General features: G+C 72.7%; 8 protein-coding genes and 1 pseudogene. 4 read left to right on the top strand and 5 right to left on the bottom strand.

Annotated features, from left to right (window positions below):
• Positions 1-130 precede the first annotated feature (130 nt).
• Positions 131-877 carry a DNA alkylation repair protein gene (locus HMPREF9058_RS07635; protein WP_009406670.1) on the bottom strand — a complete coding sequence of 249 codons (747 nt, stop codon included), beginning with the start codon at positions 875-877 and terminating at the stop codon, positions 131-133.
• A 3-nt stretch (positions 878-880) separates the two neighbouring features.
• On the bottom strand, positions 881-1,492 hold the full coding sequence (locus HMPREF9058_RS07640; RefSeq protein WP_009406677.1) for an NAD(P)H-dependent oxidoreductase: 612 nt from the start codon (positions 1,490-1,492) through the stop codon (positions 881-883).
• A 1,220-nt stretch (positions 1,493-2,712) separates the two neighbouring features.
• On the opposite strand from HMPREF9058_RS07640, the gene HMPREF9058_RS07645 reads away from it, so the two are divergent.
• Together HMPREF9058_RS07645 and HMPREF9058_RS07650 are read left to right on the top strand one after the other, a co-directional pair.
• Positions 2,713-4,737 (top strand): DUF885 domain-containing protein, encoded by a 2,025-nt coding sequence (locus tag HMPREF9058_RS07645; RefSeq protein ID WP_009406695.1) that lies wholly within the window; start codon positions 2,713-2,715, stop codon positions 4,735-4,737.
• Between the two features lie 503 nt (positions 4,738-5,240).
• Positions 5,241-6,122: a glycosyltransferase gene (locus tag HMPREF9058_RS07650; RefSeq protein ID WP_009406672.1), complete on the top strand. Its 882-nt coding sequence runs from the start codon at positions 5,241-5,243 to the stop codon at positions 6,120-6,122.
• Here HMPREF9058_RS07650 and HMPREF9058_RS07655 read toward each other — a convergent pair.
• Together HMPREF9058_RS07655 and HMPREF9058_RS07660 are read right to left on the bottom strand one after the other, a co-directional pair.
• The gene (locus HMPREF9058_RS07655; RefSeq protein WP_254654100.1) at positions 6,119-8,608 is read right to left on the bottom strand and encodes a hypothetical protein; all 2,490 of its coding nucleotides are present in this window, start codon (positions 8,606-8,608) and stop codon (positions 6,119-6,121) included. The two genes, HMPREF9058_RS07650 and HMPREF9058_RS07655, sit on opposite strands and share 4 nt — an antisense overlap.
• 187 nt (positions 8,609-8,795) lie before the next feature.
• Positions 8,796-9,727, bottom strand: a pseudogene (locus HMPREF9058_RS07660) (fructosamine kinase family protein).
• Between the two features lie 202 nt (positions 9,728-9,929).
• Between HMPREF9058_RS07660 and pheA the strand changes: the two are divergent.
• Positions 9,930-10,874, top strand: coding sequence for a prephenate dehydratase (gene pheA, locus HMPREF9058_RS07665; RefSeq protein WP_043537962.1), 945 nt, complete (start codon positions 9,930-9,932; stop codon positions 10,872-10,874).
• A gap of 316 nt (positions 10,875-11,190) precedes the next feature.
• Positions 11,191-11,760 carry a low molecular weight protein-tyrosine-phosphatase gene (locus HMPREF9058_RS07670; RefSeq protein ID WP_043537969.1) on the top strand — a complete coding sequence of 190 codons (570 nt, stop codon included), beginning with the start codon at positions 11,191-11,193 and terminating at the stop codon, positions 11,758-11,760.
• 24 nt (positions 11,761-11,784) lie between these two features.
• Here the strand turns inward: HMPREF9058_RS07670 and HMPREF9058_RS07675 are convergent, their stop codons facing one another.
• The gene (locus tag HMPREF9058_RS07675; RefSeq protein WP_009406662.1) at positions 11,785-12,780 is read right to left on the bottom strand and encodes an alpha/beta hydrolase; all 996 of its coding nucleotides are present in this window, start codon (positions 12,778-12,780) and stop codon (positions 11,785-11,787) included.
• Positions 12,781-13,047: the final 267 nt, after the last annotated feature.

Raw genomic sequence — 13,047 nt, forward strand, 5'->3', positions numbered from 1 at the left:
GTCCCCGACGGCGTCGAATGCCCCCGTCCGGAAGGACACGCACCCGGCCGCGTGGAATGTCCCCGTCGAGGGGCGTGTGACTACTGAGAGGACAGCCCGTCCGGGTTCGGCCACCAGCTGGCCGACACCATCACCGGATCGAGCGCAGCGCTCGCTTGACGATCCGTTCAGTGGTCGGGGTGGGCGACTCCTCCTGCCAGCGCTCGCAGAGTTCCCTGGCCCAGGCGGGCTGGGTCTTGGCGGCGTCGTTGATCCAGTTCGCCACGGAGTCCTGCACATAGCGGGAGGAGTCGGCACGCAGCGGCTCGAGCAGCGGAAGGCCCCGCTCGGGCTCCTTCTTGAGCGCGGGAATGTGTCGCGCCCACACGCCGCGCGGACGCAGCGACTCGCTGGCGAAGCGCCGGATGCGCTCCGAGGGTTCCGAGGTCCATGGCCGCAGCGCGCGGATCGCCTCGTCGAGCTGGGACACCAGGTGCGGTCGCACCGCCATCCATGCCCACTCGCGCACTCCGAAGTGCGGGTCGTCCGCGGCCGGTCGCACCAGGGCCAACAGCGTGTCGACGTCGGTGTCCTTCTCCTGGGAGATCAGGGCGAAGACCGCCCAGCCCCGGACGGTGTCGGCCGGGTGGTCAGCGAGATCCAGGCAGGCGGAGTGGCCCAGGTGCGTGTACAGCGCTTCGCCCATGGTCTGCATGCGGGCCAGGATGCCGAGCGAGTCGGCGCGCTTGGCCGCCTCCACCAGCCCCTCGGGCGCCTCCGGTACTACCTGCGTCAGAAGTGCGGAATGGGTGATGGCCAGGATCTCCGCCAGTGTTCGGGACTCGTCTCGTCCCGAGTTCAGCTCGGCTTGGCGCGCCGCGGTTATACCGGGGCTCATGCGTCACTTCACCACGAGCCGGGCCACGCGCTTGAGGTGCTTCTTGTGCTGGCGTCGGCCGGTCTTGCCGACCTTGCCGAAGTTGACCCAGCTTCGCCCGCCCATGCCCAGCTGCTTGAGGACGGCTCCCAGGAACACCGAGCCGACGTAGTTGCCGCAGAACCGGCGCAGGAACCAGGTCGGGGCGGTTGAGGTGGTGAGCACCAGCACCTGCTGGATGTGGGTGAGGTGCCCCTTCACCCCGGAGGCCGTCGGGTGGTAGGCCCAGTTCTGTTTCATGACCTTGTCGACGAAGCCTTTGACGATGGAGGGCACCTCGCTCCACCAGATCGGGCAGATGACAATGATGCGCGAGGCCCCCTCGATGAGCTTCTGGTAGTGGCTCACCAGCGGGTCCAGCGTGCCGCCCTCCGTGAACAGGGCCAGCTCCTCAGCGGGCATGCGCGGGTCGAAGCCGTCGGCGTAGAGGTCGACGACGTCGTAGGGCCGGCCCGCCTTGTCCAGGGCGGAGGTGGCGGCCTCGAGCACGGCGTGGTTGAAGGAGCCGTCGTAGGGGTGGGCGTAGATGATGAGAGTGCGGTCGCCCGTCTTCTTGAGGGTCTTCTTAGCGGTCATCAGCTGTCTCCAATCGTGACGATGGTGCGCAAGGCTGCGCGGACGAAGGTGGTGTCGGCGGTGGTGGTGCTGTCGGTCGCCATCCGCGGGCGCCGGTGCCACCGACTCAGCGGAAGGCGCGCGGCATTGGGTACGACCAACGTACGCCGTGTCTCCGAGAGCTCGCTGGCATGTGGGGACATCCTGCGCGTGCGGGGACTTTTTCTTCCGGCCGGGGACGTCTCGCGCGTTGGGGGCGGGATTGCTGTCCCCGACGGCGTCGAATGCCCCCGGCCGCAGCGGCACGCACCCGGCCGCGCGGAATGTACCCCTCAGCATTGGCGGCAGGCCTGAAAGCGCTGGGGGATGACGAGGGCTCGACGTGAAGATGTGGCCGACCGGGGTGTGGCAGCGGCCTTGGAGTCGGTGGTCAGGCGCGGCCGGTTGGGGTGTGGCGGCGGTCCAGGAGGCGGTGGGGTGGATAGGGAGGAGCCGTGTTGCGCACACCTGGCACGTGCTGTCAATGACGAGTGACCACCATGCGGTCGGTCCGGGTCCGGTGGATGCGACTCGACGGCGGTGAACGCCCTCCCGTGAGCGCTCCCATCGGCGGCAGCCCAGCGATGCATGACGATCATCAAGATGCCTGTGACCTGCGCGAATATCGGTATGGGTGAACCGCGGCCGCAGATCCTTGACACCGCCGCCGCAGCGTCCTTGAATCGTGTCACAACCATCACAGCACAACAACGGCACGACGAGCGCCCCGCGCCGGGGCGTCCCGGCCCGTCCAGGATGAGAGGAGCACTGATGACCGGTACTGTTTGCGGCTCCGCGCCGCGGTCGACGGCTATGCGTGTCAGCCTGCTGCGCTCCTGCTCATCGGCCGGCCGCCATCGATGCCCCTCGACCGCTATCCGGTAGCCACCCGCTTATCGCCGCCCCACACCCTCGGGCGTCCGTACCTGCAGGAGGGGGCCGACTCCCCTCATCCGCTACCGAGGTCCCGGCCCGGACTCGTCGTTGAGTCACGCGCCCCGGGGCTGGACCAGCACCAGTTCCAGCCCGCGCCCGCCGCAATCGAACAGAGCGGGGCGTCCACCAATTCATCAAATCCTCTTTGCCGTCAGATCTGCGATGCCTATGGACCTTTGTTCCGCTTCCTGGCACCCTGATGAGACGGCAATGTCGCCGCCGGGCCCGCCCGCCATGCGGCGAGTGAAGCGAAAGGCCTGCTTGTTATGACCGATCACTCCTCGAAGCACTCTCCAACCGGACCCGCTGCCTCTGCGGCCGGCTCCCACCCGCAGGACGCCCCCGCCGACACGGCGGACGTCGCACCCGCTCCCGCCACCAGCCCGGTGAGCACCGGGCCGCCCGAGCGGCCGCCGGTTCATCCGCAGCACCCGAGCTCAGGAACCTGGCGGGCCGTCCGCACGGCCGGCGCCCCCTTGAGCGTGCGAGAGGTCGAGGCAGCCGCCTCCGCGGCGCCCGCCGCCCACACCTCCGCCCAGTCCGCCACCCGCTCCTCGGTCCATTCGCCTTCCGAGACCGCGGCGGCCGGCGTCGTCCTGCGCGACCTTGCCGACGAGTACGCCTTGCTTCTGTGCGCACACGACCCCGAGGCGGCCGCCCGCACCGGTCTGCCCGGCGGGGCCATCCTGCCCGACTACTCGCCCGCGGGGCTGGTCGAGCGTCTCAGTGCCGAGCGCTCCCTGCGCCATCGCGTGGCCGCCGTCGACCGCTCGACCGGCTCCGACGAGCTCCTGCGCCGCCACCTCCTGGAGCGTCTGGAGACCTCCATCCAGTTCATCTCCGCCGGGGAGGAGGGCGGAAACCTCGGTTTCCTCTCCTCTCCGTTCCAGCAGATCGCCCGCCAGCTGCACCGACCCCCCGAGGCCCCCGACCGCGCCGGCTCCGAGGAGGCGGATCTCGCTGAGGCCGAGGCCAAGTGGGAGGACGCCTGGAACCTGCACCGCACCCGACTGGAGGCGCTGCCCACCGCACTGGAGGGGCTGGCCGCCTCCCTGTCCGCCTCCGCCGAGGCCGGTGCGATCGCCCCGCTCAGTCAGGTCGACGTCGTCGCCGGGCAGGCGCGCGACCTCGCCCGACGCCGGACCCTGGGACTGCCCGAGGACCTGCCGGCCACCCTGCACGTCCAGCTCCAGGAGGCGGACATCGTCGCCCGCCGCGCCGCGCTGGACTTCGCCTCCCACCTGCGTACGACGCTCTCGCCGCGGGCGCCACAGGCCGAGGGGGTCGGCCCGCAACGCCACGCCCTGTGGATGCGCCGCGTCCTGGGCACCCGGGTGGACCCCGAGGAGACCTACGCCTGGGCCACCGAGGAGCTGGGGAGGGTCATCGCCGAGCAGGACGCCATCGCCGTCGACGTCCTGGGCCCCGGCGCCGATGCCGGCAGCCTCAACCGGCACCTGCGCGCCGACCCGACCCGCGCCCTGCGCGCGCAGGACTACACGACCTGGGCGCAGGAGGTGGCCGACGAGGCCTGGGACGCCGTCGTCGGCCGGATCCTCGACCCGCCCGACGGCCTGGGCCGCCCCCGAGTGCGCCTCGGGGAACCCGGCGACGGCGCCGTCCAGTACGAGGAGCCGCGCGGTACCGGCGGGGAGCGTCGGCCCGGCGTCGTCATGCGCTCCCTGGCCGACGGCGAGCAGCTGGTGTGGCCGTGGATGGAGCGCACCACGGTCCTGCACGAGTCGGTTCCGGGCCACCACGTCCACGTCGGCGCGCACGCCACCAGTACGCGCCTGACCGCCTGGCAGCGCTACTTAGGCTCCGTGCCCGGCTGCGATGAGGGCTGGGGCCTGTATGCCGAGTCCCTCGCCGACGAGCTCGGGCTCATGCCTACGCCCGAGGACCGTTTCGGCCGCCTGGCGGCACGCCGCTGGCGTCTGGCCCGGGTCCTCGTGGACCTGGGCGTCCACTCCCGGCTCCCCGTGCCCGACGACGTCGCCGCCCTCCCGGGGGCCTGCCGCGAGTGGAACCGGGCGACCGTCACCGCCGTGCTGCGCCACCACACCGTGATCTCCGAGGGGCGCCTGCGCTTCGAGGTCTCCCGGCACCTGGGGTGGCCGGCCCAGCCGCTGGCCTATGCGGTGGGGGAGCGGGTCTGGCAGGCCGGTCGGCGCAGTGCCCAGGCGCAGGCCCGCACCGAGGGCGGTGAGCTGGATCTGCGCGCCTTCCATAACCGGGGCATCGACCTGGGCAGCGTGGGGCTCGATCTGCTCGCAAGCGCCTTGCACTAACCTGCACAAAGGGTGTGTGGGCGGTGCGGGCCAAGGCGTGCCGGGGCGGCAGGGGAGTCGCCCCGGCACACGGAAGGACGCGAAATGCGCCGGCGGAACCCGGCTCCGTTGACGGGCTCCTTGTCTCCACTGTGCCACGAAAACCGGGTGTGACATGCCGAAACACGTGACTCCCGCTCCCGAACGAGGGAACCTGATTCATTGCTGCAAGATTTCTCAGTTTCTCCGGGGACCGTGGTCCCATGCTGAAGGTTTGACACAAGATCACCCAGGAAAGTCTGAAAGTGGCGAGGGGTGCCCTCCTCGTGGTGCATCGGCGTGTCGCAGCGGCCGACGCGACGTGTGCGGGGGTCGGCGGGCGTGCCTGCGCTGCGCGCCGATCCCGAGGATTCCGCGCCGCATGGCATGAGATCGCAGAACTTGACGGGCCTCACAAGAAAGGCGTGCGATAACGAGGCGCTCAGGTATCGGCCGGAGGCCGGGAGTCTGGATACCCTGGGGGAGTGAGTTCCACCAAGCGGCCCGACCAGCGCGTTGCCGTGGTCATCCCTGCCAAGGATGAGGCTGAGCGCATCGCCACCACTGTCCGGGCATGCCGCTCCATCCCGCGAGTGGACCTCGTCATCGTCGTCGACGACGGCTCGACCGACGGAACCCAGGACCACGCCCGCGCCGCCGGCGCCGTGACCGTCCGCCACTCCGTCTCACGCGGGAAGGCCTCCGCCATGGAGACCGGGGCCTCCGTCGTCGCTATGCGCGACTACTCCGACGGTCCCGCCCGGCTGCTGCTGTTCATCGATGCCGACCTGGGGGACTCGGCCGCCTCCTGCGCCGAGCTGGTGCCTCCGGTCGTCGACGGCGTGGCCGACATGTCCATCGCGGTTCCCCCCAAGCAGTCCGGGGCCGGCGGCCGCGGCCGGGTGGTACGTGCCGCCAGGCGGGCCATCTCGCTGTCCACCGGGTGGCTGCCCGTGGCGCCGCTGTCCGGTCAGCGATGTCTGAGCCGCGAGGCCTATGAGAAGGCGGTGCCTCTGGCCGACGGCTGGGGGGTGGAGGTCGGCCTGACCATCGACGTCCTCGTGGCCGGGCTCGCCGTCATCGAGGTCCCCTGCGACATCACCCACCGCGTCACCGGTAACGACCGGGCCGGCACGATGCACCGCGCCTCCCAGTACAAGGACGTCCTGCGGGCCGTGACCCGGCGCAAGCTGCGCCGCCACCGCGTGCCGCGCGCCTCCTTCGAGAGGGCGGCCGCCGAGCAGGACCACTTCTTCGCCTACCGCGCCGTGCCGCAGCCGCCCAAGGCCGACGACGGCGTCGAGGTCGCGGAGAAGCCGCACCACGATGAGGACCCGCAGGCCGCCTCGGAGACGGCCGAGAGCTAGCGCGCCGACTCACTGCCGGCCAGCGTCAGCGCCAGCAGGGCGGGAGCCGCGGCCGCCAGGATGAAGCCGGCCATCGTGACGCCGGAGTCGTTGACCAGGACGGCCACGAGCGTCAGCACCCCCAAGGACTTCAGCGCCGTCGTCACCCATCGCCCGGAGGGGGACATTCCACGCGTTGGGGGACCGGAATCCTGTCCCCCAACGCGCGGAATGTCCCCGGGGGCGTTGGGGGCGAGCCAGGCGTAGGGGCTCTTGCCGGAGCGCCAGGCCCGCACCTGCCGGCGCCCCCACCACAGGGCCGCGGCCACGAGGGCCACGACGCAGGCCAGGGCTGCCGCCATGACCGGCTTCGTGACGAAGGGGCCGACCAGCGCGTAGGCCTTGCGCCCCAGCACGCCGGTGGCCGAGCCGTCGGCCACCTGACGGGCGAAGCGCCCCAGGTGCGTGGGCCCACCGGGCCGGAGGAGGTCGACGACGGCGAAGCCGCCCACCACCAGGACCGTTGCGGCCCCGATGGCCAGCCAGCGCCGCCAGCTCAGGTGCAGACCCGCCAGGCCCGCTCCGAGGAAGGCCAGCGTCGGCACCAGCGTCAGGGCACCACCCACGTCCGCGCCCAGCTGCGGGGCCCCATCGACGAGCAGCGCCGCCCCGCCCAGCAGGGCTGTCACCAGCAGCGCCATGCGCCGCCCGCCGCCCAGCGCCACCCAGGCACTGGCGATGACGACGAGCGCGCCGGCCACCAGTGCGAAAGCCGTATTGGACACCCCGTAGAAACGGCCCGCCACCACAGCGTTCATGCCCAGCGGGTTGTTGAAGGCCAGGGGTGCGCCCGCGGCGGCGTCGACCAGCCAGGCCAGCGGGACCGCCGCCGCCACCAGCAGCGCCGTCAGGCTCGTCCTGTTGCGGGGTGGAGACAACGATGTGGAGGGGGTGGGGACGCCGGCTTCGTCCGGTGGCGGATCGGCCGCGGCCTCCCCCCGGGCGGAGGAGGCGCCAGCGGAACCGGCCGGCTCAGCGGCGGCTGCGGCACCGACCGCTGAGGGCGACGGACTCGGTGAGGCGGCGGAGCGGGGCCGCTTGCGCCGTCGTACTAGCGCCACGATCCCGGCGGCCAGTCCCACGATCCCGGCCGCGACCAGCGCGGCCGCGACCACGGCGACGAGTGAGGCCCACCCCGAGGGGGAGCCGGCCCGGGCCCCCACGCGCCACCACGGGGCGGCATTGACCAGCAGCAAGGCCGTCGGCAGGCCGCTGAGGTAGACGGCCACCCACGTGACCCGGCGGCGGAGAGCCTCGCGCCGGCTCGCCTTCGGGGCGCGCAGCGCGACGGCCGCCCAGACCAGGAGCGCCACGGCCAGGCCCATGAGCAGGGCGCCGGCCCGCATGACCGTGGCCTGAGAGGCACGGGCGTGCAGGGCGTCGTCGGCGAGCCGCGAGATGCGGGCGTCCCCAGCGGCGGCGCCGGCTGCTGCCACGCCCGTGCGGCCGGTCTTAGGCAACGTGAGCGCATGGCCGTCGAAGGCCGGGTCGCGGCGGCCGGCCAGGGCGGAGACGAGAGTCGGGGTGAGGTCAGTCAGCTGGACCAGGCCCGCCTGGTGCGTGGAGTCGCCGACGACAAGACCCTCGGAGGTGCCGAGCGCGCTCCTCGTGCCCGCGGGCAGGACCGCCATCTGGAGGCCGGGGGCCTCGTCGTCGGCCAGAGAGGCAACGATGATGCGGATGCCGGGGCGCGACTGCTCCTGGACCGTGCGCAGGGCCTCGTCGAGGGCGGCGATCCGCTCGGCGTCGGTGGAGGCGGCGCTCGCGGTGTCGACGATGGTGAGGTCCGCGTCGGCGGCCAGGGCATCGGCCACCGACGGCGCCACAGGGGCGGGCCTGGTCGCTGAGCCCCCCGGTGCCCCCGTGGCCAGCTGCGTACCCGGGCCGACGGCCTGGATCGAGACGCCCTGCCCGAGCGCCCCGACCAGGGGGGTGCTGCGGGGGATCGCGGTGGTGGGGCCGGCGCAGGAAGCGGCCGCCTCGACGGCGCTCGCGCGCTTTCCCCGGCCCAGGGTGAGCCAGGCATCGGCCGGGCAGGTGCGGTCCGCCGGAGTGCGCACGGACAGGTTCATCGGCTCGCCCCGCCGGGCGAAGGCCAGCAGGCGGTCGGCCGCCGAGCCGACGCCGGAAGAGCCGGAGCTCTCACCGGCGCCTTCGCGGGAGGCCTGTTCTTGCAGGTCCGCCCAGGTGAGATTGTTCGTCGCCAGGACGACCACCGGCGCCGGCCGCGAAGACGAGCGCGAAGACGAGGCGGCATCGGAGGCCGGCGCCGACGCCGCCTGGGAGGCCGCCTGGGACGCCGGCGCTGTCTCGGATTCCGGCGCCGTCGGGGCCGCGGTGGCGAGGGCCGGCCCGACCACCGCCAGGATCATGCCGATGACCACCAGCAGCACGAGGACGTACACGACCCCGCGCACCAGGCGCTGTTGACGTCGTCGAGGTCTCACCCGACCAGCCTACGGGCCCTGGCAGCCCGAAAAGTGTCCAGATGGGACGACTTTGACGTCGTCTCTGCTGGTCGGCGCGCAAGTAAATTGCTTTGACCAGCACAAACGCGGACGGCTCTTCTTCTAGCCGGTTTCAAAGTCGTCCCAGGCGGACAAAATGGGTGCGACATGCCTGGCCGGCATCGGCTCACAGGTACTGGCGGGCCACGGCGACCGCCTCCCCGCCATAACCCCCGCCGAAGAGGAAGGCGTGAATCATGAGGATGTGCCAGGAGTGCAGGCCCACCCGCTCGCGCCAGCCCTCCGCCAGCGGCGAGACCTCGTGGTAGGCCGCGTAGATGCGATCCAGGTAGCGCTGTCCGAACACGCCCAGGGCCGCCAGGTCGGTCTCGGCGTGCGCGCCCTGCGCCATCGGGTCGATGAGCACGCCGACCACCGTCGGCCCGCCGGCCGCTTTGCCGGCCGTGCCACCGTGGGGAGCCTCCTCGGGGTTGGGCTCCTGCGGCCCGAGCCCGGCCCGCGGCGGCGCCCACTGGGCGGCCTCATCGGCCGGGGTCCACAGGACATTGCCGCACCACAGATCCCCGTGCGTGCGGGCCACCGCGACCCGCGCGCCGCGCTCGCGGGCGCCGCCGCGCACGAGGGCCGGCTGGTCGGTGTCGAAGTCGCCGTCGCGCAGACGCTCGCACAGCCGTTCGACGACTCCGGCCCCGGCGGCGCTGATCGAGCCGTTGTCCCGACTGGGCTGCAGGTAGGGCAGGATCCGGTCCTCGGCGTAGAACTCGCCCCAGCGGCGCGGCTCGCCCTCCTCGACGGCGTGCGGCCGCAGCCGGATGTCCGAGCGGCCCATCTGCGCCCGACCGTCCCACCCGGGAGGCGCCGCCCCGAAGGCCGGGGCGCCCGCCGCGTGAGTGACGGCCAGTGCCCGACCGAAGGCCTCGCCCCGGCCGGCGTCACGCTGGTCGTCGTCAGGCGCGGCTCCTCCAGCCAGCCCGGGCCGCTGGTCACCGGCACCACGTGCGCCCCGCCGTCGGCCATCGCCTCGGCGAGCCAGGTCAGCCCCTGCGCCTCCAGGGCGGTGGAGACCGGACCGTCGTCGTGCTTGCGGAAGACACTCATGGCTCCAGCCTGCCAGGCCCGGCGGCGTCACGGGAGGGTGTCAGGAGACGGCATCCCGGTGGGGGAGTCCGGCTCTGGCCGGACCTGGGCTGTTCCCTCCTGACCAGGCCAAGCGGCGGGACCGGCCCCGCCGGTGAGGGCCCCGCGTTCCACGGAGCAAGCCGCCACCGGCCCGACCGCCCGGACTGGCTACCCTGTGCCCATGACTGCTCCCGCTCCGCTCTGGTCCTTCCTCGGGCCGGCCGGCACCTTCACCGAGATGGCGCTGCGCCAGGTCGCCCCCGTCGACGTCGAGCTCGACCCCTGCCCGGACGTGCCCACCGCCCTGGACCACCTGCGCGAGCGCACGGTGGAGGCCGCCGTCGTGCCCATTGAGAACTCCGTCGAGGGCGGGGTCAATGCCACGCTGGACAACCTCGTGGCCTCCACACCCCTGGTCATCGCCGCCGAGATGGCCGTGCCGATCACCTTCGTCCTGGCGGGCCGCCCCGGTACCCGCCTGGGGGACGTGCGCGCCATCTCCACCCACCCGCACGCCTGGGCCCAGTGCCGCGGCTGGGTCCACCAGAACCTCCCCGAGGCCGTGTACGTCGCCGGGACCTCCACCTCGGCGCCCGCCCGCGCGCTGGCCACCACCGAGGGGGACACCGGCTTCCAGGCCGTCCTGTGCAACCCGCTGGCCGCCAAGCAGTACGGGTTGGAGGTCATCGCCGGGGGCGTGGCGGACAACCCCGATGCCGTCACCCGCTTCGTCAAGGTGACCCGGCCCGGCCGCGTGGGCGAGCCCACCGGCGCCGACAAGACCACCCTCCTCGTCCACCTCCCGCACGACCGCTCTGGCGCCCTGCTGGACATGCTCGAGCAGTTCAGTGCCCGCGGCGTCAACCTCTCGCGCATCGAGTCCCGGCCCGTGGGCGACTCCCTGGGGCGCTACCGCTTCTCCATCGACGTTGAGGGGCACGTGCGCGAGGAGCGGGTCCAGGCCGCCCTCATCGGGCTGCACCGCACCTGCCCGGTGGTGCGGTTCCTGGGCTCCTACCCGCGGCTGGACGCCCGCCCGACGGCGGTCCTGGCCGGCACCAGCGACAAGGACTTCGTTGTGGCCCGCTCCTGGGTCGCCGACGTCCTCGACGGCCGCGCGCTGTAGTCGGGGCTCGCGCAGCCGCCCGGCCGAGCAGCCCGCCTGTACAACACCGGCACGCAGGCCTCGCTGTCGCGGTCGAGCCTTAGGTCGCGCTGTCGAGGGGTGAGGGCACGACTGCGCGACCTACCCTACGACCGCGCGGATGCTTCAGCTCAGTTGACCTCAGTGGACAGCCGACCTCGGCGTGCGCAAGGCTCGGGACGTGAGCTCCTCCGACGCCAGCACCGAGACGACCGCCGCTGCCTCCTCCTCTTCCGCCTCCTCCACTGCGTCCGCCGTGCTGCCCGGCCGTCGCGGCGCCGGCCCCTATCGGGTCGTCATGGTGTGCACCGGCAACATCTGCCGCTCCGCCATGGCCGAGGTCGTCCTGCGCGACCGCCTCGCCGCCGCCGGCATCCCCGACTCCGGGCCGGGCGGCGTGACCGTCACCTCCGCCGGCGTCTCCGACGAGGAACGTGGCAACCCCATCGACTCCCGGGCCCGCCGCGTCCTGACTGAGGCCGGCTACGGCGTCGGCGCCGACGCCGTCTCGCGCGCCACGGCCAGCGCCATCGCCTCCCACACCGCCCACCGCGTCACTGACGCCGAGATCACCGAGGCCGACCTCCTGCTGGCCATGACCGACTCCCACTGGAACGTCCTGCAGCGCCGCGCCGCGGGTCTGGGGGCCGAGCCCGACCGCATCCGCATGTACCGCGAGCTCGACCCGGCCTCCGCCCCGCAGGCCGAGGCGGTTACCGCGGGCGGGTCCTCCCGCAGCGTCCTCAACGTGCCCGACCCCTGGTACGGCACCATGGCCGACTTCCTCGACACCCTCGAGGTCGTCGAACGGGTCAGCGACGAGTTCGCTGAGCAGCTCACCGAAGACCTTGCCGCGCGCCGCGACTGAGGCTCAGCGACTCAGCGCAGGCGCTCAGTGCAGGCGGTTGTCCAGCCAGCGCATGACGGCCTGAAGGTACTCGGCGCGCGCCAGCGGCCCGGACAGGGCCAGGTCGTGGACGCCCTCGGGGATCTGGCGGACGGTCACGTCGTCGCCCAGGTACTGGGAGCGGTCGATGATCTGCTCCACGTCGAGGACGACGTCGGAGCGCTGCGCCTCCTCCAGGCTCGCCTTGACGCCGCCACTGGCCGTTGAGCAGCACACGAGGATCGGCACCCGGATCCCCAGCCCGTGGTGGACCTCGCGCTGCAGACGCCGGATCCCCGCCAGGAACCCGGCCCGCACCGGGAAGGACGGCGCCGGCTTGAGCGCCAGGTCCCAGTCCCACTCGCCGCGCCAGCGCCGGTGCAGGGCCGCCACGTAGTTGTCCTCATCGCCGCTGCCCGGCTCACCGATGACGCGCTCGGGGTCCCGCCGCGAGAGGAGGTCCACGAAGGCCGAGCCGTAGGAGCGCACCAGTGCCGACCCGCGCAGGTCCAGCCACGGGGAGTTGAGGACGAGCGCGTCCACGGTCCCGGGGTGGTCGGCCGCCCAGATGACCGCCTGCAGCCCGCCGGTCGAGTGCCCGTTGAGGACGACGACGTCGTGCCCGTGCTCGGAGCGGATGATGCGCAGGGCCTCGGCGATCTCCTCGTCATGGACGCGCAGGTCGCGCACGTCGTGCGGGGAGGGGTGCCCGACACCGGCCCGCCCGCAGGCCCGCAGGTCCAGCGCGTAGAACTCGAAGCCGGCGTCGAGGTAGGCCTGGGCCAGGTGGGTCTGGAAGAAGTAGTCGCTGCGGCCGTGCAGGTAGAGGACCGCGCGCGAGTGCCGGGGACGGCTGGCCCGGCCGGCCGCCTCACGCTGGAAGACGAGCACGGCGTGGTCGGCGCCGGGCGCCTTCGTGGGTGACTCGGTCACCGGGATACGGCGGGCCACCCACGGCTCTCCCAGGATGTCGGGGGCGGTCGGCTCTGCGGTCGCACTCATGAACAGATCCAAACACGTTGCCCTGTGCGGCGCGAGTAGCGGCGCCGACACGTGACCTGGGAATAGCCAGGATGTTGCGGGAGCGCCGGTGGCGGGCGGACTGAGGTCCGGGCTGAGCGGTGGGTGACGACCGGGTGGGGCGCACGTGCGGAGCGAAGGCCGGCCGGCCAGTGGGGCCCGAACGGCCCGGGCTGAAAGCGGGCTGGCCAGCGGGCCCGTGCAACCCGGGTCGGACCGCTCGCCCCGCCCGGCCCGTCTCGTACTTCG

Origin of the sequence: Actinomyces sp. oral taxon 175 str. F0384 (assembly GCF_000223355.1) — a bacterium.
In the GTDB taxonomy this organism is placed as follows: domain Bacteria; phylum Actinomycetota; class Actinomycetes; order Actinomycetales; family Actinomycetaceae; genus Actinomyces; species Actinomyces oris.